25 protein-coding genes are annotated in these 20,982 nt (G+C 57.3%); 11 read left to right on the top strand and 14 right to left on the bottom strand.

Translation table 11 applies throughout. The annotated features are described in order from the left end of the window. Positions 1–8 precede the first annotated feature (8 nt). On the top strand, positions 9–578 hold the full coding sequence (locus tag ACR0I8_RS03285) for a cobalamin biosynthesis protein CobQ (protein ID WP_170688928.1): 570 nt from the start codon (positions 9–11) through the stop codon (positions 576–578). Between the two features lie 67 nt (positions 579–645). On the opposite strand, the gene ACR0I8_RS03280 is transcribed toward ACR0I8_RS03285, so the two are convergent. Further along, positions 646–966 (bottom strand): DUF6280 family protein, encoded by a 321-nt coding sequence (locus ACR0I8_RS03280; RefSeq protein ID WP_108785849.1) that lies wholly within the window; start codon positions 964–966, stop codon positions 646–648. A 218-nt stretch (positions 967–1,184) separates the two neighbouring features. On the opposite strand from ACR0I8_RS03280, the gene efp reads away from it, so the two are divergent. Beyond that, positions 1,185–1,748, top strand: coding sequence for an elongation factor P (efp, locus tag ACR0I8_RS03275; protein ID WP_170374158.1), 564 nt, complete (start codon positions 1,185–1,187; stop codon positions 1,746–1,748). A gap of 56 nt (positions 1,749–1,804) precedes the next feature. Here efp and ACR0I8_RS03270 read toward each other — a convergent pair whose 3' ends face one another. The 3 genes from ACR0I8_RS03270 to ACR0I8_RS03260 all read right to left on the bottom strand — a co-directional run bounded on the left by ACR0I8_RS03270 (position 1,805) and on the right by ACR0I8_RS03260 (position 4,503). After that, positions 1,805–2,740: an ABC transporter transmembrane domain-containing protein gene (locus ACR0I8_RS03270; protein WP_170688927.1), complete on the bottom strand. Its 936-nt coding sequence runs from the start codon at positions 2,738–2,740 to the stop codon at positions 1,805–1,807. Between the two features lie 108 nt (positions 2,741–2,848). After that, positions 2,849–3,586: a CAF17-like 4Fe-4S cluster assembly/insertion protein YgfZ gene (ygfZ, locus tag ACR0I8_RS03265; protein ID WP_170374154.1), complete on the bottom strand. Its 738-nt coding sequence runs from the start codon at positions 3,584–3,586 to the stop codon at positions 2,849–2,851. A gap of 89 nt (positions 3,587–3,675) precedes the next feature. Continuing rightward, entirely contained in the window at positions 3,676–4,503 is an 828-nt protein-coding gene (locus ACR0I8_RS03260; protein WP_480702725.1) for a hypothetical protein, read from the bottom strand. 103 nt (positions 4,504–4,606) lie between these two features. On the opposite strand from ACR0I8_RS03260, the gene ACR0I8_RS03255 reads away from it, so the two are divergent. Continuing rightward, complete coding sequence (locus tag ACR0I8_RS03255) at positions 4,607–5,377, top strand: alpha/beta fold hydrolase (RefSeq protein ID WP_170688926.1); 771 nt, start codon at positions 4,607–4,609, stop codon at positions 5,375–5,377. Between the two features lie 119 nt (positions 5,378–5,496). On the opposite strand, the gene ACR0I8_RS03250 is transcribed toward ACR0I8_RS03255, so the two are convergent. After that, positions 5,497–6,219 carry a GDP-mannose 4,6-dehydratase gene (locus ACR0I8_RS03250; RefSeq protein ID WP_480702751.1) on the bottom strand — a complete coding sequence of 241 codons (723 nt, stop codon included), beginning with the start codon at positions 6,217–6,219 and terminating at the stop codon, positions 5,497–5,499. A gap of 1,035 nt (positions 6,220–7,254) precedes the next feature. Beyond that, positions 7,255–7,536 (bottom strand): DUF1496 domain-containing protein, encoded by a 282-nt coding sequence (locus ACR0I8_RS03245; protein WP_170374150.1) that lies wholly within the window; start codon positions 7,534–7,536, stop codon positions 7,255–7,257. Positions 7,537–7,892: 356 nt separating this feature from the next. On the opposite strand from ACR0I8_RS03245, the gene ACR0I8_RS03240 reads away from it, so the two are divergent. Together ACR0I8_RS03240 and ACR0I8_RS03235 are read left to right on the top strand one after the other, a co-directional pair. Next, positions 7,893–8,522: a class I SAM-dependent methyltransferase gene (locus ACR0I8_RS03240; protein ID WP_170374148.1), complete on the top strand. Its 630-nt coding sequence runs from the start codon at positions 7,893–7,895 to the stop codon at positions 8,520–8,522. Beyond that, positions 8,522–9,208 (top strand): nucleoside/nucleotide kinase family protein, encoded by a 687-nt coding sequence (locus tag ACR0I8_RS03235; protein WP_170374146.1) that lies wholly within the window; start codon positions 8,522–8,524, stop codon positions 9,206–9,208. The genes ACR0I8_RS03240 and ACR0I8_RS03235 overlap by 1 nt, the downstream gene beginning before the upstream one ends. A gap of 226 nt (positions 9,209–9,434) precedes the next feature. On the opposite strand, the gene ACR0I8_RS03230 is transcribed toward ACR0I8_RS03235, so the two are convergent. From ACR0I8_RS03230 to ACR0I8_RS03220, 3 genes are all read right to left on the bottom strand, one after another. After that, the gene (locus ACR0I8_RS03230; RefSeq protein WP_170688925.1) at positions 9,435–10,142 is read right to left on the bottom strand and encodes a hypothetical protein; all 708 of its coding nucleotides are present in this window, start codon (positions 10,140–10,142) and stop codon (positions 9,435–9,437) included. A gap of 110 nt (positions 10,143–10,252) precedes the next feature. After that, entirely contained in the window at positions 10,253–12,211 is a 1,959-nt protein-coding gene (parE, locus tag ACR0I8_RS03225; protein WP_170676583.1) for a DNA topoisomerase IV subunit B, read from the bottom strand. Positions 12,212–12,322: 111 nt separating this feature from the next. Further along, the gene (locus tag ACR0I8_RS03220) at positions 12,323–12,937 is read right to left on the bottom strand and encodes an NYN domain-containing protein (RefSeq protein ID WP_170688924.1); all 615 of its coding nucleotides are present in this window, start codon (positions 12,935–12,937) and stop codon (positions 12,323–12,325) included. 89 nt (positions 12,938–13,026) lie between these two features. On the opposite strand from ACR0I8_RS03220, the gene ACR0I8_RS03215 reads away from it, so the two are divergent. From ACR0I8_RS03215 to ACR0I8_RS03205, 3 genes are all read left to right on the top strand, one after another. Then, a complete protein-coding gene (locus ACR0I8_RS03215; RefSeq protein ID WP_170688923.1) occupies positions 13,027–13,635 on the top strand; it encodes a peroxidase-related enzyme in 609 nt (202 codons plus the stop codon). A gap of 124 nt (positions 13,636–13,759) precedes the next feature. After that, positions 13,760–14,689, top strand: coding sequence for a polyphosphate kinase 2 (gene ppk2, locus ACR0I8_RS03210; protein WP_170688922.1), 930 nt, complete (start codon positions 13,760–13,762; stop codon positions 14,687–14,689). Positions 14,690–14,839: 150 nt separating this feature from the next. After that, positions 14,840–16,192, top strand: coding sequence for an MATE family efflux transporter (locus tag ACR0I8_RS03205; RefSeq protein ID WP_480702722.1), 1,353 nt, complete (start codon positions 14,840–14,842; stop codon positions 16,190–16,192). Between the two features lie 3 nt (positions 16,193–16,195). On the opposite strand, the gene ACR0I8_RS03200 is transcribed toward ACR0I8_RS03205, so the two are convergent. Together ACR0I8_RS03200 and ACR0I8_RS03195 are read right to left on the bottom strand one after the other, a co-directional pair. Beyond that, positions 16,196–16,597 (bottom strand): hypothetical protein, encoded by a 402-nt coding sequence (locus ACR0I8_RS03200; protein WP_170639499.1) that lies wholly within the window; start codon positions 16,595–16,597, stop codon positions 16,196–16,198. Positions 16,598–16,610: 13 nt separating this feature from the next. Next, positions 16,611–17,813, bottom strand: coding sequence for a pyridoxal phosphate-dependent aminotransferase (locus ACR0I8_RS03195; protein ID WP_170688921.1), 1,203 nt, complete (start codon positions 17,811–17,813; stop codon positions 16,611–16,613). Between the two features lie 92 nt (positions 17,814–17,905). Here ACR0I8_RS03195 and ACR0I8_RS03190 point away from each other — a divergent pair, with 92 nt between their 5' ends. The 3 genes from ACR0I8_RS03190 to ACR0I8_RS03180 all read left to right on the top strand — a co-directional run bounded on the left by ACR0I8_RS03190 (position 17,906) and on the right by ACR0I8_RS03180 (position 19,129). Then, positions 17,906–18,304, top strand: coding sequence for a helix-turn-helix transcriptional regulator (locus tag ACR0I8_RS03190; protein ID WP_170374367.1), 399 nt, complete (start codon positions 17,906–17,908; stop codon positions 18,302–18,304). Beyond that, complete coding sequence (locus ACR0I8_RS03185) at positions 18,297–18,554, top strand: succinate dehydrogenase assembly factor 2 (protein WP_170374134.1); 258 nt, start codon at positions 18,297–18,299, stop codon at positions 18,552–18,554. The genes ACR0I8_RS03190 and ACR0I8_RS03185 overlap by 8 nt, the downstream gene beginning before the upstream one ends. Before the next feature lie 77 nt (positions 18,555–18,631). Next, positions 18,632–19,129 carry a MarR family winged helix-turn-helix transcriptional regulator gene (locus tag ACR0I8_RS03180; protein ID WP_170374133.1) on the top strand — a complete coding sequence of 166 codons (498 nt, stop codon included), beginning with the start codon at positions 18,632–18,634 and terminating at the stop codon, positions 19,127–19,129. On the opposite strand, the gene ACR0I8_RS03175 is transcribed toward ACR0I8_RS03180, so the two are convergent. From ACR0I8_RS03175 to ACR0I8_RS03165, 3 genes are read right to left on the bottom strand one after another with little or no spacing between them, the layout of a single operon-like run. Then, a complete protein-coding gene (locus tag ACR0I8_RS03175) occupies positions 19,123–19,836 on the bottom strand; it encodes a DUF1194 domain-containing protein (RefSeq protein ID WP_170374132.1) in 714 nt (237 codons plus the stop codon). The two genes, ACR0I8_RS03180 and ACR0I8_RS03175, sit on opposite strands and share 7 nt — an antisense overlap. Further along, positions 19,833–20,567, bottom strand: coding sequence for a DUF1194 domain-containing protein (locus ACR0I8_RS03170; RefSeq protein ID WP_170688920.1), 735 nt, complete (start codon positions 20,565–20,567; stop codon positions 19,833–19,835). The genes ACR0I8_RS03175 and ACR0I8_RS03170 overlap by 4 nt, the downstream gene beginning before the upstream one ends. Further along, positions 20,534–20,962, bottom strand: coding sequence for a VOC family protein (locus ACR0I8_RS03165; protein ID WP_170374130.1), 429 nt, complete (start codon positions 20,960–20,962; stop codon positions 20,534–20,536). The genes ACR0I8_RS03170 and ACR0I8_RS03165 overlap by 34 nt, the downstream gene beginning before the upstream one ends. Positions 20,963–20,982 lie beyond the last annotated feature (20 nt).

Raw genomic sequence — 20,982 nt, 5'->3', positions numbered from 1 at the left:
AGCCCCAGATGAACACGCCTGCGCATCTTTTGATCGGCGCAGCCGCCTTTGCGCGGCCTGCACGCGGGCGCATCCTTTGGGCGGCTGTGCTGGGGTCGCTGTTGCCGGACCTGTCGCTGTACCTGATGGCGGGGGTGTCTTTGCATATTCTCAACATCCCGCCACATGTGGTGTTCGACGAACTGTATTTTTCACCGCAATGGCAGACGGTTTTCGCCATCGATAACTCGTTCATCCTGTGGGGGCTGGCACTGGCGCTGGGGCTTTGGCGGGGGTGGCAAGTCCTAACGGTCGCGGCATCGGCAGGGCTATTGCATATAATGATGGATTTCGGGCTGCATGCGGGGGACGGGCGCCCTCACTTCTGGCCGCTGAGCGATTGGGTCTTTCACAGCCCGGTCAGCTATTGGGACACGTCGCATCACTCGATTTGGGTTATGCCGGTGTCAATCGCGCTATGCGTCGGCTCTTATGTTGTGCTTTGGAGCAGGGGGCTTTCGTTGTCCGCAAAGCTCTTCTTCGCGCTGCTGCTGGCGGCCGAGATCTGGGTCGCACGGCAATGGGTTCTGTTCTTCTAGGCAGAGCCAAAGAAAAACGCGCCCCAAAGTCTGGAGGCGCGTTTTTTCGTAGTGAAATCGCCTTGGGTCAGGCGGCTTCGGCTTGTTGAGCGGCGTTGCGACGCTCGCTTTCTTCGCGTGACAGGGCGACGGAAGTCCGCACACCACGGCCAACGAAGTCCATCAGTCCGCTAACAACCCGCTCGTTCGGGTCAATACCCGCGCAGGACAGCACCTCGCGACCATCGCGCGAGCGGGCCCAGCGGGCGATTTGTTCGGGGCCATTGCCGTATTTCTTGTCATCGGCGATGGCATCATCCAGTGCGGCCAGCACAACAGCCGCGAAAAGTTTACGCGCACGATTGCCTTGCTCATTGTTAAAGGCAGTGCCGTCAACGAAATCTCTCATCTCGTCTTCCTTGTTGTTCTTGCTCTTGCATTTTCGGCGTGACGGTCCTTATGACCTATTAGCTCCGATTCGGATACAGCTAAAATGCATAGTTGCGTTGCGTCATTTGCATGGCTTGCTGCATGTGCAGCACTAGGTGTCGTTGTCTTGTCAGGGATGGTCCTGCCAGATATAGGGACGACAACTGACGCATCAACCGTTTGTGAAGGAATTATGTCATGCCCAAGATCAATGGGAACGAAATTCGCCCCGGCAACGTGCTTGAGCATAATGACGGGCTGTGGGCGGCTGTAAAAGTAGATCACGTAAAGCCCGGTAAAGGTGGTGCTTTTGCGCAGGTCGAACTGCGCAACCTGCGCAACGGGTCAAAACTGAACGAACGGTTCCGGTCGGCGGACAAGGTCGAGCGTGTTCGGCTGGAGCAGAAAGATCAGCAGTTCCTGTACGAATCTGATGGCATGCTGGTGTTCATGGATGCAGAGACCTATGAGCAGATCGAACTGCCTGCCGACCTGCTGGGCGAGCGTCGCCCGTTTCTGCAGGACGGCATGACCATCGTGGTCGAGTTCTACGAATCCGAGGCGCTGAACGCCTCGCTGCCACAAAAGGTCACCTGCCAGATCGTTGAGACCGAACCGGTGGTCAAAGGTCAGACGGCTGCGAACTCGTTCAAACCGGCGGTTCTGGACAATGGCGTGAAGGTCATGGTGCCTCCGTTCATCGGTCAGGACGAGATGATCGTGGTGAACACCGAAACCATGGAATATTCCGAGCGCGCCTGATAGCCGCACATTTGTACTCCGAATAGGCCGCGCCAGCCTGCCGCTGCGCGGTCTATTCATGCGCGGTGGCGATAGCGTGTCGGATCAGGGCCAAACAGCTCTAGCATCAACTCATACTTGATCCGGTTGGCGCTGACTTGCCGGTAAAAGGCGATCAAGAAGGCCGTGGGTCCCTGAATGCGGCCCAGGCCACTGGTGGCGGCCACAACGGTCCCCACATCGGTTTTTCCTTCAAGCACCAGCCAGCCGCCTAGCATCAAAATGCCGACCGTTCCCGCGCCGTTGATCACGCTCAGCAGGAATTTGGCTGAGAGCTTCCACAGGAACATTCGTTTGCGGGTTTCATAGATGTCGTCGAACAGGGCATTGATATCCTGCTCGACCGCGTCAAGATCCTCGGTCGTCAGTTGATCTGTCGCACTGCGCAGGATGCGGACACGTTCAGCCACGAAGACATTCACTTTGCGCTGCGAGACCAGAACGATGATGATCTGCGGCACGATCATCGAAAAGGCGATCAGGCCCAGCCCCGGCTGCGTGGATGAGATATAGCCGATGACACTGATCAACGTGCCGATCTGGACCACCGGGTCCGAGAATGCGCCGCCTGCGAATTTGCCCAGCTCCTCCGCCTCGGCCGAGATTGCCGTGGTCATGGTGCCCTTGCGCACGCTCTCGCCGGTTTCGTTGATGTCTGAGGACCGCCAAAGCAGGCGTTGACGGATCAAGCGGATCATGTCCTCGCCCAAAGTACCCGCGCGGTAGCCCAGAACCCATTTCAACGCGAGGCTCAGCAAGATCACCCCCATCATGCCAAGCCCCAGATAGACCAGGCGTTCCGCCCCAACATCGAGCGAGGTCAGATGGTTGACGATTGCGCGTTGAAACTCCAGCGGAACAGCGGCCAGAGCGGCCAAGGCCACCGAGAGTAGGATCAGTAGGATCTGACGCCCGGCGCTTGCGCGCCAGATTGCGGAATAAAGTCTGAGCATGCGGGTATCCGGTTCATTCGAATAGCCGCACTGTGGCAGGGCAGGGACCGGGGTTCAAAGGGTCAGCGCCCAGACCGCTTTGGCCACGTGCCGATTGGGCAACAAGTATCAGTCGATCAGACGGACCGTAGCCGCGTCGGCCTGCATGTCACCGGTTGCCCTATCAAAGCGCAGATAGGCGATGGCGTGGCCGCCCGATTGTGTGAACAGGGTGCCCACCGGCTTGCCATTGGCCTCAATTGCGCTGCCTACAGGGGCTGCCCCGTCGATGGCGACGCGACACAGTCCTTTGCGCAGCTCGGTCTTGTGTTTCATGCGCGCGGTCACTTCCTGACCAACATAGCAGCCCTTTTTGAAGTCGACGCCTCGCAGCGGCTCAAATCGGGATTCGAGGATATAGCTGTCCGGATGCAATTCGATTCCGGTTTCAGGGATGCAATGGAGCACGCGGATTGCGTCCCAATCGGTACCATCATCGCTTTCGGTTGACGCGACATAGTCTCGCCAGCCCAAGTCAGGATGACGCGGGTCAGGTAATGCGCCTTCTGGCGTAGGCCCCGTTCCGCGATGCAGATTCAGGTCCGAGACCTCGATCGCCACGTCCGCCCGCAGCTTGTACATGCTCAACCGTTTGATCAGGCCATCCGCCAACGACTCAGCCACGTCCAGCAACACGGCGTCGCCGTCGCGTTTTAGGAAGAAATCGGCCAGATATTTGCCCTGCGGCGTCAATAGGGCGGAATAGACCAGCCCTGCATCCAGCCCGCTGATGTCATTGGTGATCAGGTCCTGCAAAAAGCTCTCAGTATCCGAGCCGGTCAGGCGCAGTATGCGACGGGTTGCCATGGCGTGGTCCTTATCATCTGCCTCGGCCCCGAGATATAGGGAGTTTTGCGGTCAAGACCAGTGGGTTTCGGCGCCTTGCAACGCCCGAACTAGCTGTCTGTCTGCGGATTTCTTGGGCTGTCAGGCGCTGTTTCGGCCACCTCCTGCGGCGCGTCAGGATGCAACGTTGTCCGCAGCTCGACAATGGATTTCCCCAATCGGAAGGGAGCGGCAAAGCTGACAAGACACAGCGCCACGATCTGCAAAACAAGAATGTGGGCGTTGGCCTGCAGATACTCCCATTCATCTTTCAGCTTGCTGACCTGCTCGATCAGTTCATCATAGCTTTGGGCGAGGATCAGATAGTCTCCGGCAATTGCGGGGACCTTGCGGCGCATATTGTCGATGGCGGTTTGGGTTTCGTCATCCAGCGAGGTGAATACCAGAAACTGTTCAATATCGAAGGCATCGGCTTTGGCAGCCATCTCCTCCATCTCATCCTTCTCTTGTCGTCCGAACAGGAAGTGCAAACCCTGCAGGGGGGCGACCTCATTCGTTACGGCGATGAACAAGGGCAGGTCGGTATTGCTGGCGGTTGAGGCCGACAGAAACTCGACCTTTTCGCACAAGACGCCGGTGTCGGGGTCATAGGCCGGGTCGCAAAACCGCAACCGGAACCGCGCCGCATCGCGGTCAAAGGCCGAGGACGCCGCGTATGCCACATCTATCTGCCGATCCAGCCGCGAGCTGTCGGATGTATAAAGCCCTGCCAGGACGGCCACCAAGGCACCGATCCCCCCGAGGACGACCCAAACCAGATCGGCCAGCTTCCACGCCCTGTGCCCGGCCGGTTTGCGAAACAGAAAGCCCGTTCCAACCGATCCGATCAGGAAGAACATGATCAGCAGAGGCAATTGGTTTTCGGTCACAAATGTCATGAGGCAAGTTTAAGTGGTCCGCCCTCTCACGCAACAGCGATCACGCGCAGTTGTTTCGTCTTTCAGGATGATCATACTGGGCGGAAATAGGTGGGAGGTTTTGATGACGAAGCATATTGTCCTGATCCACGGCGCGTTTGCCGGCCCTTGGTGCATGGAGGACTACGCCGGTTTCTTCCGTGACCGCGGTTGGTCGGTCCACACCCCAGCGCTGCGGTATCACGATGCCGACCCTAAGGCTGAGCCAGACCCGGGCCTGACCGATACCAGCATCATGGACTATGCGGATGATATAGCTGCGTTGGTTGAAGGGCTCGACAGCAAACCCGTGCTACTGGGCCATGCCGTTGCGGGGGTCGTGGCGCAACAGGTCGCCGCGCGCGGCCTGGCCAGCGCCATTGTTCTGATTAACCCTAACGCGGCCTGGGGCACTCTGCCCGAGACCGACGACGAACGCGCCGTTCCACGTGCGTTGATGGAGGGTGGGGCCTTCTGGAAGCAGCCGATGCGGGTTGATTTCGATCTCATGGCCCCGTTCGCGCTGAATAAGCTGCCCGAGGCGCAACAACACGCGGTCTTCGATCGGCTCGGCCCGGAAAGCGGGCGCGTGATGTTCGAGATGTTCTTCTGGATGTTCGACGACCACCACGCGATGAAAGTGGAAATCAACAAGGTCGAATGCCCCGTGCTGATCGTTTCCGGCACTGAGGACCGAGCCGTGAACCCCAATACCTGTCGCGCCTTGGCGGACCTCTACGGAGACCGCGCCACCTTCTTGCCCGTCGCAAACCACGCACATTTTCTGTTCATGGAACCGGGGTGGGAGGGACCAGCCGCGCGGATCGCGGACTGGCTGGACCAGAAGCTGGGGTAGGCGCTGGAGGCTTGGCTCCATCAAACCTTGGTGGGCTCCAACTATGTGGGTCGGTCTGACTTTGGCGCCCGTCTAGGTCTCCTGAATGCGCGGACCTGAGGGTGATGTACCCGTCGGCCTCACTGCATGTCGGACTGCAATTCGCGGAAGTACTGGATTGTCGCGCCCAACCCTTCCTGGAGCTGCACTTTGGGTTCCCAATCCAGCAGCTTACGCGCCTGCGAGATGTCAGGTTGACGTTGCTTGGGATCGTCCTGCAGCAGGTCCTTGAAGATGATCTGTGTGTCCGACCCCACCTGCGCACGGACTTCAGTGGCCAGCTCATTCATCGAGAACTCGTTGGGGTTTCCAAGATTTACGGGGCCAGTGACGTCCTTGTCCGTGTTCATCAGGCGCAAGAAACCTTCGATCAGATCGTCGACATAGCAAAACGACCGCGTTTGTGTGCCATCTCCAAACACCGTGATTGGCGCACCGGTCAACGCTTGCATGACAAAATTCGACACGACGCGTCCGTCAGCGGGGTGCATCCTGGGCCCATAGGTATTGAAGATCCGGGCTACTTTGATCTCAAGACCCATCTGGCGATGGTAGTCGAAAAACAATGTTTCGGCACAGCGCTTACCTTCGTCATAGCAAGACCGTGGGCCGATCGGGTTGACATTGCCCCAGTAGTCTTCGGTTTGGGGATGGACCGAGGGGTCTCCGTACACTTCGGACGTGGAGGATTGAAAGACTTTGCACTTTAGTCGTTTCGCCAGTCCCAGCATGTTGATAGCGCCATGTGCGCTGGTCTTCGTCGTCTGCACCGGATCGTGCTGGTAGTGAACGGGCGAGGCCAGGCAGGCCAGATTTTAGATTTCGTCCACTTGGACAAAGAGAGTAATTGTCACGTCGCGGCGCAAAAACTCGAAACGCGGATTGCCGTGCCTATGATCAATGCCGCGTTTGTGCCGGCAAACAGGTTATCGAAGCACGGTGCCTCATGCCCCTGATCCAAAAGCCGGCGGTAAGGAAGCGATCCCAGAGGACCCGCGCCCGCCCGTTACCAGAACACGTTTTCTACTGTCATGTATGCGTGCTCAGATCGGATGGGTCCAAGTCATAGTGGGTCCAAGCACGCCGCCAAGTTGCCCAGCCCCAGACAACCCAGAGGGTCAGAAAAAATAGCTGGCCTTCTAGCGCAGGCCATTGCTCAAAATATTGAAGGCGGCTGTTGAGGTCATAAGTGTGTCTTCTCGGCAGCGTTCCAGCATTTCGGCGGCAAAGTCGTAGACGTCAGGGTCAACCGGAATGTTATCTTCCCGAACGACCCTTCGGGATCGTGTACAAAAAACCATGTGATGGCGCCTGAAATGACGCGCCTGCAGCCGATATTCTATTCTCGAAACAGGTTCTGCACCTTTCAGGGCCAATCTCCTTCGTTCAGAATGGAGCGTGTTTTGTTGCAGATTGGGACCTCACTGTCAGACCGACGTCCATCGGCTGCAATGTAAAGTCGTGCCGGTTTGTCTCAAACACGGTCCTATTTTGTCTGTGTTCTTGAAGATCAGAATGAGAATCGGGGGCATTGATAGGTGTTTGCGTTCGTTGCTATGCGCTCGGGTTCGATCCTTACTTTCATACACAGTTCAAACCGGTCTTTCCAAGGCACTTTGGGGTGTATCAAATACGACTTGTAGACCCCGCACCTGTCTCAAGCAATCGATCCTACATGAGGCATGTCACACAGGTGTCCTTAAGCGAGTATTCCGATCGTGCGAGCAGGGCAGGCTCTCTGCGCCGCCGCAACAGAGAAAAATGAAGGGCGGTGTGGGGCAGGAATACCGCGAGCAAATATGTCGCCAATAACGGGACTCTGTGCTGCGAAAACCCGTTTAGTTGTTGGTCGAAAATGTGCTCTGTGGTCTCCACTTAAGCGTGCCGTCACTGTCTCGATGACAACGCAGCAGGCGCTCTTGTACGGTCGTGATCGTGTTGGTGACGGTGTTGTCGCCGACCATCAGAACGAAAGCGTCCTCGGAATAGGCCAAGCCTTCGTAATAGCAGAACCGGATCTCGGCCCCGTCCGGCATAGGTGATGCAAGGCTAAGCGTTTGCTGCGCGCTAGTCGTTGAGGCCAGCAGGGTTAGCGCCAGCCAGAGGGTGAATGCTTTCATATCGTCCTCCCTTATTGGAAATCAGTTGGTCAAATGGGTCGTGGACGCTCGGAACCTCAGATGTCGTTCTTGGATAACGGACTGCATGTAAGTGTGAACGAGATCAACGGGTTAGGCAAGCGGATTGCGCGCGCCAGCAGAAATGTAGCTTTTCAAGTGCGGGAGCGGCCTAGCAGCGCGAGTGACTTTGGACCCGCACGCCATTCTATCAGATCGCCGAGAATCTCGCCGAAATTCACCGGTGGCGAAAGCGGCGCTCGGTCAATAGTTCTTGATCAGCCCTTCAATCTGCATCAAATCATAAAGGCATAATCTACGAGCAGCTCTACCGCGCTGTCGCAACAAGGGAAGTCAGCATGAAAACAGGCGCAAAGGGTGATACCTACTACGGCAAAACCGCCCGGAACTACGAAAAACGCCGGACCAAGCAAGAATGGTGGGGCGTTGAGCAGCGTGAAATGGCCAGCCTGCTTGATTTACTTCCGGACGGTTTGCGCGTGCTGGATGTGCCCTTTGGCACGGGTCGCTTTGTTCCCTACTACCTGAAAAAGAGCTTCACCGTTCAGGGCCTCGATGCCTCCCACGAGATGCTGGCGACAGCCAAGGACATTCTGGGTGACGATTTCGCCAAATGCACGACCTCAACCGGCACTGCAATGTCGCTGGAGTTCGATGACGGCGCCTTTGACCTCGTCGTCAGCACTCGTTTCATTCGGGACATCATTGTAGCAAGTGACGCGAAAAAAGCGCTAGAAGAGTTTGCGCGGGTGACCCGGAAATATGCGATCATCCAACTGGGCGAAAACACGCGCGATCAAAGTGATCCAGTGGACCCAAATGTGGTGCTTGGCAGCCGGTTATCAGCTGCGGATAACGCCGAAATGTTGGCCTCTGTTGGCTTGAAGGTCGTCGACAAACGTCTGGTGAAAAGCGACGAGAATGAAAACTCTCACATCTATCACTTGCTGTGTGAAAAAGCCGCCTGATGATCGTTGAGATGGTAGGTCTTCCTGGCTCTGGGAAGACAACTCTGGCAAAGGCGGTGCGCGAGGCGGGTAAGCGTGAAGGGGTGGAAATCCTGCTGCCTTATGGCTCGGAGCTCGAGACGCAGCTGATCCCACGTTCACCGCGCTATGTGAAGCGCCACGGCCATCGCAGGCTTTTGTACAGCAGCATCCTGTTTGCCAATGACAACCCTGAGCTGATCGCCTTTTGCAGGCAGATGCGGCCTGAGGGGGCCGAAGCGGATGAGTTCCTGTTTTCCCTCAACGGTGCGCTCTACCAGAACGCTAGGGACATGGGCGAGGGCGTGTGCCTGTTTGACGAAAGCTTCCTTCAGCGTGGGGTGAACCTGTTGATGGACCAATCCCGGCTTGAGACCTACCTGCCGCTTGTCCCTATGCCGGATTTGGTCGTGCTTCTGCATGTCGAGGCGCAAGTCGCCTTTGACCGCTGCATCGTCCGCCGCGGCAGCGGTGATGGCATCCGTGAAAAAGTGACCTCCAAATTCGGGGATGCAGACCAATTCGAGCATCGCGCGGCGTTGAACCAGTTCAGCGTTGATGCGGTCGAAGAGAGAGGGGCCGAGGTCCTGCAACTGGACGGCACAGAGGCCGTTGACCATCTGGCGCAAACCGTTGTTGAGGCGTGTTTGGCGAAATCAAACAGTTGATCCGATTGGATTTGATGTCAGCAGACACCAGTTTTAGGCTGCTTTTCTTATTGCTGCACGCTATTCGACCAAGGCTTGATACATAGCATCAAGAACACGCCCGACTCACCCCTCAAAGCGGGCGCGACAAGTGTCGCTCTGTTGAATAGGTGTTTCCACCCACCTGGAGTCACCCAAACGATAGGCGCGAGTACCGTGCCTTCGTCGGCGATTGAGTGGATTTTAGTTAGTTGAGTTTAGTTGGGGTGCTGACACCCACTCCAGAAACTCTGAAGTTTTGGTCAAAGCTTAAAATCAACCGGTATTCGAATATCAATTCATAGCGAGGCAGCGAAGAGAGCCAAGATGGACTAACTTCTCTATGCTGCTCGATCGTCCAGCGGGCGGTTACTTGGTAAATCGGCTGAGTGTCAAAGCGCGGTTGGAAATTCTGGGACCATTGCCTATTCAAGCCACTAAATCGAAACTTTTGATACTGTAGCCATGTCAAGGTGCGGTGAGCGCTCCCTAGACTACTTGCAACACGAAAAACGCAAACCTCTGCACCTGATCCCGTTCCCACCCGCTCCCAATCCAATTCAAGTAAGTTTGGCTCTTCTTTTTCGCGCTCACTTTTTTCCAAACAACTTACAACGTCTGGATAGCGCCACAGAGCTAGTCTGTATCTCATCCATTGTGGATGTAGGTTATCTACAACTTTTCCCAAAAAAAGGAAGGGATCGGTTTCTTGATTGGCTAAGTGATCATATTCAATAGTGCAGCTATCGTCGGTGCGGCAACTTTCCCAGAAACCGAGGGGGTTTTCTTCTGCAAGAACAATAAAACAGCTACAAACCCACACGAGTGACGATGCAACGGCCAAGACCTGAGTACACTTATCTAACATTGACCTTACCGAAACATAGCAAAGAGTATTTGGAAGCTCTGCTACCAACTTAAAAGTCCCAAAAATTGAAGCTAGTCAGAAATACCCTGCCAGCGGTAAGTGCTATCTATCTTGTTAAAAACGCGGGTAATTGTTCAACGAACAATCACGCCCGTTGGTCAAACATCCAACTCCTCCACAAACCGCGCATTCTCCTGAATATACTGGAACCGCAGTTCGGGTTTCTTGCCCATCAGACGCTCGACCAGATCGCCGGTCTCGCCGGGTTCGTCCTCGTCGATGGTGACGCGGATCAGTTTGCGGGATGCCGGGTCCATCGTGGTCTCTTTCAGGTCCTTGGCATCCATTTCACCCAGCCCCTTGAAGCGTGAGACGTCGATCTTGCCTTTGCCGCCCAGACCTTTCTCCAGCCATTCGTCACGCTCGGCCTCGTCCAGACAGTAGACGCGTTTCGCGCCTTGGGTCAGACGGTAAAGGGGCGGGCAGGCGAGATACAGGTGACCCGCGTCGATCATGGGGCGCATCTGGGTGAAGAAGAACGTCATCAACAGCGAGGCGATATGCGCCCCGTCCACATCCGCGTCGGTCATGATGATGATCTTGTCATAGCGCAGGTCGTCGACGTTGAACTTGGTTCCAAGACCCACACCTAACGCTTGGGTCAGGTCGTTGATCTCGGCATTCGTGCCCAGTTTCGAACTGGCCGCGCCCAGCACGTTCAGGATCTTACCACGCAGGGGCAAAAGGGCCTGCGTTTTGCGGTCTCGGCCCATTTTGGCCGATCCGCCCGCCGAGTCGCCCTCGACGATGAATAACTCGGTGCCGTCGCGTGTTGAACTTGAGCAGTCCACCAGCTTGCCGGGGAGACGAAGTTTCTTAGTGGCGGATTTGCGTTGTGTTTCCTTCTCGGCCCGTCGGCGCAGGCGTTCCTCAGCCCTCAGGATGAGGAAGTCCAAGATCGCGCCGGCGGATTTCGTGTCAGCCGCCAGCCAGTTGTCGAAATGGTCGCGGACGGAGTTTTCTACCAGCCGCTGTGCTTCGACCGTGGCAAGGCGGTCTTTGGTCTGGCCGACGAATTCGGGCTCGCTGATAAAGCACGACACCAGCGCGCAGCCGCCGGTGATCAGGTCATCGCGGGTGATCTGACCGGCCTTCTTGTTGTTGATCAGTTCCCCGTAGGCCTTGATTCCCTTAAGAACCGCCGCCCAGAAACCGGCGACATGGGTGCCGCCTTCGGGCGTGGGGACGGTGTTACAGTAGGACTGGATGAACCCGTCGCGCGAGGGCGTCCAATTGATCGCCCATTCGACCTTGCCCGGCGTTCCGAATTTCTCGTTGAAGTCCACGGTGCCCGCGAAGGGCTGCTCGGCATAGGTGGAGGAGCCGTTCATCGTCTCCTTCAGATAGTCCGACAGGCCGCCGGGGAAGTGGAACGTGGCCTCGGTTGGTGTTTCACCGTCATCAATGGCAGATTTCCAGCGGATTTCGACGCCCGAGAACAGGTAGGCCTTGGAGCGGATGGATTTGAACAGCCGCGCCGGTTTGAACTTATGGTGACCGAAGATCTCAGCATCCGCGTGGAAGGTTACGGTCGTACCGCGCCGGTTCGGCGCCGCGCCGACCTTTTCGACTGGACCCAGGGGGATCCCGCGCGAGAATCGCTGCTCGAACAGCGTTTTGTCCCGCGCTACCTGTACGACCATCGAATCCGACAGCGCGTTCACGACCGACGCACCCACACCGTGCAGACCGCCAGAGGTCTGATAAGCCTTGCCCGAGAATTTGCCGCCCGCGTGCAGGGTACATAGGATGACCTCAAGCGCGGATTTGTCGGGGAATTTGGGGTGCGGGTCGATAGGAATACCGCGCCCGTTGTCGCGCACCGTCAGGGCGTAGTCTGCGTGCAGCTCGACCTCGATCCGGTTGGCGTGACCAGCGACCGCCTCGTCCATCGAGTTGTCGAGGATCTCGGCGACCATATGGTGCAAAGCGCGCTCATCCGTGCCGCCGATATACATACCGGGGCGTTTTCGGACCGGCTCCAACCCTTCAAGCACCTCGATCGAGGAGGCGTCGTAGGTGGCGGTCGCGCTGGGCGTCAACAGATCGTCGGGCATCGGTGCTGCTCTTGTTTTTGAGTTTCCCCCATTATGGCAGGTGATGTGGGTCGGGGGAAGAGGGACCCGAGGTCTTGTGGGTGGATTGCCCAAATGTCGGCGATTGACATCCTACAAAGACAGCCAAAGCGCCCCATCCCTGTACCCGCCACGCACGGAGTATTCCGGTTGCAAAACCGCGCCAAACTCCTCGGCCCAGTCGCGGAAGCGGTCGTTTGATACGACGATTGCTCCATAGTCTTTAGCAACTTGCAGCACCAAGGGGTCAGCGGGCGTGCCGCTTGGGGCCACCATGACGCGATCATCGGGCAGGTTTAGCAGATCGGCAAGGGCGTTGTGGTGCAGGTAGCGGCCCTTGATCTTGTAGCCCACGTTAGCGTCGAAGACTACGCCGGGCGTTAGACCGGCGCCGGTCAGTTTCTCGACTACTTCTCGCACCGTTTCTATGCGAGGCTCGCCATTCTTCCAATGCATGACATTCGATCCATCGACAACAGCCCAGCTGCGAGGCTTGCGTTTAAGCCATCGTGCCAGGATCAAAAGCGCACTGGCTATGGCGCAAGGGGCAGCTAGCAAAAGCCAATCGGTAGAAATCAGAGAAAGGACGGCAAAGGCAGTAGCGGCGGAGGATAGAAGAAAAGTAAAAATGAGAATACGCACAGTGGCCTCTGGAAATGAATCGCGTCTAAGGTGAGGAATCTGGACGGAGTTCAATCCTTTTGGCATCTGTTTTCAATACCGATTGATTGTTCGCCTCAAATGTAGCCAAGCTGTGTGTGACCTAAAACGTTCAAGGAAAAAGGGGCCTCGTTTCAATGAGCTGGATCAAGACCGTGCCATTTCAGGAAGCGACCGGTAAGCTAAAAAAGTTGTATGATCGGGTAACTGGGCCCGACAATAACGTGGACAACATCATGATGGCGCATTCCTTGCGTCCGCATTCGATGGAAGGCCACATGACGCTGTACAAGAATGTGCTGCACCATTCGGCCAACACGATCCCCAAATGGTTTCTAGAGACGCTGGGCGTTTGGGTCAGTGCGTTGAACACCTGTTCCTATTGCGTAGAGCATCACTTCAACGGTCTGCAACGGCTACTGGCCGATCCGCCAAGGGGTGATGCGATCCGCGCGGCGATTAAGGCGGGCGATCCGGAGGTCGCGCCTTTGAACGCGGCGCAGATCGCAGCTATGCACTATGCGCGCAAGTTGACCGAAGCACCTGGCGACATGGTCGAGGCGGATGTCACAGCCCTGCGCGACGCTGGGTGGGACGACGGAGAAATCCTCGAGATCAATCAGGTCTGCGCCTATTTCAACTATGCCAACCGGACGGTCTTGGGGCTTGGCTGTTCGACCAAGGGGGACGTTCTGGGGCTGTCGCCTAGCAACTCGGACAATCCCGATGATTGGGGGCATCGCTAGGCTGCTCGTCTCGGAAACACTGGTTTTTTCGTCGAAATTCGTTCCAATTTGATCCCAATCAACGCGGGATCTTGCGCTTTCTGCTACCTCGTTCTCAAGACAAGAACAACGAGAGGACAGCTGAATGGAAACGACCGCCCAGAAGAAACCCGAAGCCGTTAACATCAAGGTAGTGCCCACACCTTCACCCGAACCGGTCGTGCCCAGCGCCGAGAAGATTCGACATGCGTTCGAAAGCGGGAAGTACCCCTATGGCCGTAAGATGGCGCGCAAGGACTACGAGGCGCAGAAGGCCAAGTTGCAGGCCGAATTGCTGAAGGTTCAGCATTGGGCTCAGGATACGGGTCAGCGGTTCGTGTTGTTGTTCGAGGGTCGCGACGCTGCGGGCAAGGGCGGTACTATCAAGCGCTTCATGGAACACCTCAACCCGCGTCAGGCACGTGTTGTTGCGCTGAACAAGCCAACGTGGGAGGAGAAAGGCCAGTGGTACTACCAGCGCTACATTCAGGAGCTGCCCACCGTTGGCGAAATGGTGTTCTACGACCGCTCCTGGTACAACCGTGCCGGCGTTGAGCGGGTGATGGGCTTTTGCGATCCCAACGAATATCTGGAATTCATGCGTCAAACCCCGGATTTGGAACGGATGCTGGTACGCTCGGGCATCAATCTCTACAAATACTGGTTCTCGGTCACGCAGGAAGAGCAACAGCGCCGCTTCAAGAGCCGCGAGACCGATCCGCTGAAACAGTGGAAGCTGTCGCCCATCGACAAGGCCAGCTTGGACAAGTGGGACGACTACACTGAGGCGAAAGAGGCGATGTTCTTCTACACCGACACCGCCGATGCGCCGTGGACCGTGGTCAAGTCCAACGACAAGAAACGCGCGCGCCTAAACTGCATGCGCCATTTCCTGTCGACCCTGGATTATCCGGACAAAGATATGTCAGTAGTTGAGCAGCCTGATCCGCTGATCGTCGGTCAGGCGCATCATGTGATTCACCGCTCGGATCATATTCTGGGAACAGCGCTGCACCCGGACGCCAAATCCAACTAAAACGCAAAGTGGAAAGAAGCCGTTGAGTGCCAATTTTCAACGGCTTCTTTCTTTCGGCGGGCATCCATCCAAAGTCTCACACTGAGTTTTTCTTTTCTGCCTTGATTTTGGGCAGGGCGCGGGCCTATGGCTGGCGAGATGACGAAAGTGATGACATATCCCGCCCATTTCCGGGCGATTGCTGTGCTTGGCTTGCCGCTGGTTGGCGGGCATTTGGCGCAGTTCGCAATCGGCCTGACCGATACGGTGATGCTCGGCTGGTACGGGGTTGAGGCCCTGGCCGCAGTGACGCTGGCGAGCAGCTACTACTTTGTGTTGTTTCTGTTTGGGGCCGGATTTGGCTGGGCCGTTATGCCAATGGTTGCGACGGCCGCGGCGGAAGAGGACGAGACTAGCATCCGACGCTCGACTCGCATGGGTTTGTGGCTGTCACTGCTCTACGCCGCGTTGATGATGCCGCTGCTGTGGTGGTCCTATCCAATCCTGATTGCCCTGAAACAGGAGCCGCAGGTGGCGCAGACCGCCTCGGAATATCTTCGCGTTGCAGGATGGGGGCTGTTTCCTGCGCTGCTGGTGATGGTGCTGAAGTCCTATCTGGCCGCGTTGGAGCGTACTCAAATCGTGCTTTGGATCACCGTGATGGCCGCGGTCGTGAATGGCGTCACCAATTATGCCCTGATCTTCGGCAATTGGGGGGCGCCCGAGCTTGGGGTCATGGGGGCAGCAATTGCGTCCGTGGTGACTCAGATCGTGTCTCTGGTTGCAGTTATCATCTATGCGGTTCGGGTTCTGCCAGAGCACAGTCTGTTTCGACGCTTCTGGCGCCCGGATTGGGATATGTTTGGTCGGGTTCTGCGGCTGGGCGTTCCGATTGGCCTGACCACACTGGCTGAAGTCACATTGTTCGCAACCTCGGCGATCATGATGGGGTGGCTGGGGCAGGTGCCGCTGGCGGCGCATGGGATTGCCCTCAACCTCGCTTCGGCGACTTTCATGGTGCATCTGGGCCTGTCCAACGCGGCGACCATTCGCGCGGGCAATGCGCTGGGCCGCCGCGACCGCGCTCATCTCGAGCGTGGCGCGATTGCGGTTACCGGCATGTCTCTGGTCGTGTCTGTCCTGACGATCATACTCTTCCTGACCTGTGCCGAGCCTCTGATCTCATTGTTTATGGAGGCCGACAACGCGCAGCGCGGCGAGATTTTGGCGATTGGCACGGGCCTTCTGGCCATGGCGGCCCTATTTCAGCTGGTCGATGGCGCGCAGGTAATCGCGCTGGGCCTGCTGCGCGGTTTGCAGGATGCACAAGTGCCGATGATCATGGCAGCCCTCAGCTATTGGGCGATCGGAATCCCGGCCTCTTATTACTTCGGCTTTGTGCAGGGCATGGACGGAATCGGCGTCTGGATGGGCCTTGTGCTTGGGCTGGCCTTTGCAGCCGTCCTGCTGATGGCACGGTTCTGGATGCGATCTGTCCGCGAGGTGGGCGTACCGGCCGAGTAGCCCTCAGCCGCTTTTTAGCCGGTCCGCTTTCTTACGCACCAGAACTGAGCGCAGATCGTGCATCGCCATCAACAGCCGGTCGGTCACTTCTTCAAGCTGTTCTTCCGAGGCTTTGGACTGCGCCCATTGCGTGGTCAGGTTCAGGTAGTCGACGGCCCGGTGAATATCGTCGATATCACGCTGGGCCAGCAGGGCCTTGCGCGCATCCATCCATCGGGCGATCTCGGCCTTATCGGCCTCGGTCAGGCTGCGTTGGCCATGCGGCTTGACCTCTCCGTTGCGGATGTTGATGACCGCGATCTGATCCATCTCGATCCGCTGCTGCCGATTCTCGGTGTCGATCCTGAAAACCACGGCCCCGTTTTCTCGGACGCGGAAATAATACTCTGGCAGCTCTGCGGTCATGCGTGGCTCCGGCTTAGGTCAACGAGGCACAGAAACGCTGGATACGCGTGCAGGCTTCGGTCAATGCCTCGTCCGAGGTTGCGTAGCTGACCCGGAAGTTAGGCGACAGGCCAAAGGCTGCACCAAAGACGACGGCAACGTCGTGTTCTTCCAGCAGAGCGGTGGCAAACGCCTCATCCGAGTCGATCACCGTGCCTTGCGGTGTGGTCTTGCCAATCAGCCCCGCGATTGAGGGGTAGACGTAAAACGCGCCCTCGGGCGTCGGGCAGGTGATTCCGTCGATGGCGTTCAACATGCCGACGACCAGATCGCGACGCCGTTTGAACGTCTCATTGTTGGGGACCAGAAAGTCCTGCGTGCCGTTCAACGCCTCTACCGCCGCCCATTGACTGACCGAGCAAGGGTTCGACGTGGACTGGGACTGGATCTTGCGCATGGCGGCAATGATCTCTACCGGACCGGCGGCATAGCCGATCCGCCAGCCGGTCATCGCATAGGCTTTGGAGACGCCGTTGCAGGTCAGCGTGCGATCAAAGAGGCCGGGCTCAACTTCGGCCGGGGTGCAGAACTCAAACCCGTCATAGGCGAGGTGTTCATACATATCGTCCGACATGATCCAGACATGCGGGTGGCGCATCAGAACGTCGGTTAATGCTTTCAATTCATCCCGGCTGTAGCCCGCGCCTGTGGGATTCGACGGCGAGTTGAAGATGAACCATTTGGTCTTGGGCGTGATCGCGGCTTCAAGCTGTTCGGCCGTCAGCTTGAAGCTGTTTTCCAACGTGGTCTCGACCACAACAGGCGTTCCGCCGGCCAGCAGGACCATATCGGGATAGCTCACCCAGTAAGGCGCGGGGATCAGAACCTCATCGCCTTCGTTCATCGTCGCCATCAACGCGTTGTAGAGCGTCTGCTTACCGCCCGTTCCGACCGAGATCTGCGCGGGTGTGTAGTCCAACCCGTGATCTCGTTTCATCTTGGCACAAGCCGCCTGTTTCAACTCGGCAATGCCATCGGGTGCTGTATATTTCGTCTTGCCCGCAGCAATGGCCGCAACGGCTGCATCCTTAATGTTCTGCGGCGTATCGAAATCCGGCTCACCTGCGCTGAGGGCGATGATATCGCGCCCGGCGGCTTTCAACTCGGCCGCTTTCGCTGTCATCGCGACGGTCGGAGAGGGTTTTACGCGTGACAATGTCGCAGACAGGAAACTCATGAGCGGCCTCGGTTTGTATGTTCAACCTGTCTGTCATAGGGTGCGCCCGATTGACGATCAAGCTGTATGACACACCAGAATTGGAGACCCCGATGAACGACGAAACCGACTGGTACGGACCGGATGCTGCAACGTTCGGAGACAGACTGGCCGGGGCGCGCGAAGCGGCGGGGATGACACAAGCACAATTGGCGCGTCGTCTGGGTGTCAAGAAGGCAACGATCGCGGCCTGGGAAAACGACCTGTCCGAACCGCGCGCCAATCGCTTGTCGATGATGGCGGGCATGATCAACGTCTCGATCATGTGGCTGTTGACCGGTGAAGGCGAAGGCATGGAGGCCCCCGTAGAAGAGGGCGAAGCCAGTCTGGAACTGGCAGGCGCGGTTGCCGAATTGCGTGCCATTCGTGGCGAGATGCGGGCCAGCGCCGAGCGGGCCGCCCGTTTGGAAAAGAAACTGCGTTTGATGCTGGAGCAGGACAAGAATGACTGAAACACGCGAGGTCCGGATCAAACGCCTGCAGATGCGTTCCATGCGGCGGGGGATCAAAGAGATGGATCTGATCCTGTCGGCTTATGCAGAACGCAACCTGAACACGATGGATGCGGCCGGGCTGGACTTGTATGACGCGCTTCTGAAGGAAAACGATCAGGACCTGTATCAATGGGTCACTGGGCAGATGAATACGCCTGATCCTTTTGCTGAACTGATCTCGGATATCGCGCAAACATTTCAAAAATAACGAAAATCAGACTTAACCGATTTTTCGGAAATTCAGGTCATCGTGTCTGCAACGACACGGCTGAATCGGAGGGTCGGATGAGTATGGAAATGCAGGTCTCTGCGTCGGGGGCCAAAGGTTTCATGACCAGCTATCTTGAGGCGCTCGCGCTGGTCGAGCGTCTGCATCGTCTGTTGCTGGATGTCATCAAGGATGAGTTCGAACGGGTGGGCGTGCTGGAAATCAACGCGGTTCAGGCGCTTTTGCTGTTTAACATCGGCGACCATGAGGTGACCGCAGGCGAGTTGAAAAGCCGCGGCTACTATCAGGGCAGCAATGTAAGCTACAACCTCAAGAAGCTTGTCGAGATGGGGTATATGCACCACCAACGCTGCGAGATTGACCGTCGCTCGGTCCGGGTCCGTCTGACACCTCAAGGCCGCGAGATTCGTGATATCGTGTCCGAGTTGTTCCTGCGCCATGCCGAAGGGTTGCAGAACCGCGGCGTTCTGGGGGCGGAAGGGATCGAGGATATCACCACTTCGCTGCGTCGGGTCGAACGCTACTGGACGGACCAGATTCGTTATATCTACTGATCAGAGGCTTGGGATAGGATGATCCCCTGCAGCTCTCGGATCAGTTTGCGGGTCATGGCGTCCTCATAGGCCTCAAAACCCAGTGCGACCTCGACAAACGCATCAGCGCCAAAGATGACCCAAGCGTTGTAATAGGCTGACAGCTCTCCAATCTGGACATCCCGTTGGTCGCCGTAGTTGGAGTCGTCGACACCGATCACCAAACCGTTGATGGTGATGTCGGTATCCTGCAATAGCGCTTTGGCGGCACGTGGATGGAGGCCGAGATTGTGTTTCCCATCTCCGGACAAATCCAGAGTGCGCTTCCAACACTCCGGTTGTTGGTTCAAAAGGTCCGCGCCAAACAGCATCGCATCGCCAACGGCTGTGCCTTGCGGGGCGGCGCTGCGGGTCACGTCTCCCAGTCTCGCCGCGATCCTGCCTAGATCAGATTCGGTGCGGATTTCGGTCCATTTTACAAGCACGCGCTGATGGTCGGGTTCGCTCCATTCGAACACCGCAAGGCGAACGGGAAATGCGGGATTTGCCAATATGATCTTGCGGATTTCAGGGCGCCGCAGTGCAGCGGCCAAACCGTCGATCTGCAACCTGTACTCGTGAACGTCGACAGAGCCAGACACATCCAGCCCAAGCGCCAGAGCTTGACGGCATTGCGCCGAAACGGATCCTGCTAAAAGGCAAACAACAAGCGCGAGCAACCGTGTCATCTATGGCCTGTTTCTTGCAGAGATCCCAATTGCAGGCCGCTCAATTCTCGTTCCAGCTTGCGGCGCATGGCACGCTCAAAGTCTTCAAACCCCTGTGCGATTTCAAGAAAAGCACCCGGTCCGTGCAGGACGTTTTCCTGGAAGAATGGAACCAGAAACAACTCACCCTCGAAATCGGCGGCATTAATCACCAACCCGTTCACCGTGACGGCGTCGAAGGGAAAATGCTTGTAGGCGATTTTGGGGCCATAACCATCATTGTTCGCCCCGTCTCCGGACAGATCAATGGTTTGAAACAGGCAATCCGGACCATCCTTTAGCATGGTGGCCCCGTATGCCAGCGCGTGCCCCATGGCGGTGGCAGACCCAGAATCTGACCGCTCGGACTGGCTGATCCGGGTTGCCGCGGCCAGCAGGTCGCCTTCGTTTTCGATCAACTTCCAGGGCAAGACAACGTGCTGGGTGGATCGGCCGCTCCATTCATAAACTGCCAGCGCAACAGGAGCGGGAGACGAGAAAAAAGCGGCCTGAACCTCGGGCGCGAGCATCGCGGCGGCAAGGCCCTGACGTTGCAGCGCATCCTCGGCCTGATCTACGGAGACCGAGATATCCAGCGCCAGCAAAAGGGCCAACCGGCAGTCTTCGGCCTGCGCGGGGCTGGCCAACGCGGCCAACCCCAGTGCTGTCAGAGTGCGGATCACCAGTGCCCGGTACTCTCCATGCTGCTCCATGGCTCGGCGGGCTCCAGTGCGTCACCGTTCTGCAGCAGCTCGACCGAGATGTTGTCGGGCGAGCGAATGAACGCCATCCGCCCGTCGCGAGGCGGGCGGTTGATCACGACGCCATTGTCCTGCAGGTGCTGGCAGGTCTCGTAGATGTTGTCGACGCCATAGGCGAGATGACCGAAATGGCGGCTGTCACTCGGCAGCGCATCGTCACCGTCCCAGTTATAGGTGAGCTCGAGCGGGCGATCCTCCTGCCCGGGAGGGGCCATGAAGATCAGCGTGAACCGGCCTTGTTCACTTTCGTGGCGGCGCGTTTCCTTCAGGCCCAGCAGCTCGTAGAACGCCATTGATTTCTCAAGATCCTTCACGCGGACCATGGTGTGCAAATATCTCAGCCCCATCTTGGCCTTCCTCCTTTTCT

The organism is Ruegeria sp. BG9, from assembly GCF_056538305.1.
The sequence above is the reverse complement of the archived record's forward strand: the minus strand, read 5'-3'. Positions and strand labels throughout refer to the sequence as shown.

Bases quoted from the DNA above. Each gene is read 5' to 3' on its own strand.
- ACR0I8_RS03170 (WP_170688920.1), bottom strand. From the start codon at position 20,567: ATGGAGCAGCATGGAGAGTACCGGGCACTGGTGATCCGCACTCTGACA.
- ACR0I8_RS03220 (WP_170688924.1), bottom strand. From the start codon at position 12,937: ATGCCAAAAGGATTGAACTCCGTCCAGATTCCTCACCTTAGACGCGAT.
- ACR0I8_RS03270 (WP_170688927.1), bottom strand. From the start codon at position 2,740: ATGCTCAGACTTTATTCCGCAATCTGGCGCGCAAGCGCCGGGCGTCAG.
- parE (WP_170676583.1), bottom strand. From the start codon at position 12,211: ATGCCCGACGATCTGTTGACGCCCAGCGCGACCGCCACCTACGACGCC.
- ACR0I8_RS03240 (WP_170374148.1), top strand. From the start codon at position 7,893: ATGAAAACAGGCGCAAAGGGTGATACCTACTACGGCAAAACCGCCCGG.
- ygfZ (WP_170374154.1), bottom strand. From the start codon at position 3,586: ATGGCAACCCGTCGCATACTGCGCCTGACCGGCTCGGATACTGAGAGC.
- ACR0I8_RS03195 (WP_170688921.1), bottom strand. From the start codon at position 17,813: ATGAGTTTCCTGTCTGCGACATTGTCACGCGTAAAACCCTCTCCGACC.
- ACR0I8_RS03185 (WP_170374134.1), top strand. From the start codon at position 18,297: ATGACTGAAACACGCGAGGTCCGGATCAAACGCCTGCAGATGCGTTCC.
- ACR0I8_RS03235 (WP_170374146.1), top strand. From the start codon at position 8,522: ATGATCGTTGAGATGGTAGGTCTTCCTGGCTCTGGGAAGACAACTCTG.
- ppk2 (WP_170688922.1), top strand. From the start codon at position 13,760: ATGGAAACGACCGCCCAGAAGAAACCCGAAGCCGTTAACATCAAGGTA.
- ACR0I8_RS03175 (WP_170374132.1), bottom strand. From the start codon at position 19,836: ATGACACGGTTGCTCGCGCTTGTTGTTTGCCTTTTAGCAGGATCCGTT.
- ACR0I8_RS03180 (WP_170374133.1), top strand. From the start codon at position 18,632: ATGAGTATGGAAATGCAGGTCTCTGCGTCGGGGGCCAAAGGTTTCATG.
- ACR0I8_RS03215 (WP_170688923.1), top strand. From the start codon at position 13,027: ATGAGCTGGATCAAGACCGTGCCATTTCAGGAAGCGACCGGTAAGCTA.
- ACR0I8_RS03255 (WP_170688926.1), top strand. From the start codon at position 4,607: ATGACGAAGCATATTGTCCTGATCCACGGCGCGTTTGCCGGCCCTTGG.
- ACR0I8_RS03260 (WP_480702725.1), bottom strand. From the start codon at position 4,503: ATGACATTTGTGACCGAAAACCAATTGCCTCTGCTGATCATGTTCTTC.
- ACR0I8_RS03280 (WP_108785849.1), bottom strand. From the start codon at position 966: ATGAGAGATTTCGTTGACGGCACTGCCTTTAACAATGAGCAAGGCAAT.
- efp (WP_170374158.1), top strand. From the start codon at position 1,185: ATGCCCAAGATCAATGGGAACGAAATTCGCCCCGGCAACGTGCTTGAG.
- ACR0I8_RS03190 (WP_170374367.1), top strand. From the start codon at position 17,906: ATGAACGACGAAACCGACTGGTACGGACCGGATGCTGCAACGTTCGGA.
- ACR0I8_RS03245 (WP_170374150.1), bottom strand. From the start codon at position 7,536: ATGAAAGCATTCACCCTCTGGCTGGCGCTAACCCTGCTGGCCTCAACG.
- ACR0I8_RS03165 (WP_170374130.1), bottom strand. From the start codon at position 20,962: ATGGGGCTGAGATATTTGCACACCATGGTCCGCGTGAAGGATCTTGAG.
- ACR0I8_RS03285 (WP_170688928.1), top strand. From the start codon at position 9: ATGAACACGCCTGCGCATCTTTTGATCGGCGCAGCCGCCTTTGCGCGG.
- ACR0I8_RS03200 (WP_170639499.1), bottom strand. From the start codon at position 16,597: ATGACCGCAGAGCTGCCAGAGTATTATTTCCGCGTCCGAGAAAACGGG.
- ACR0I8_RS03205 (WP_480702722.1), top strand. From the start codon at position 14,840: ATGACATATCCCGCCCATTTCCGGGCGATTGCTGTGCTTGGCTTGCCG.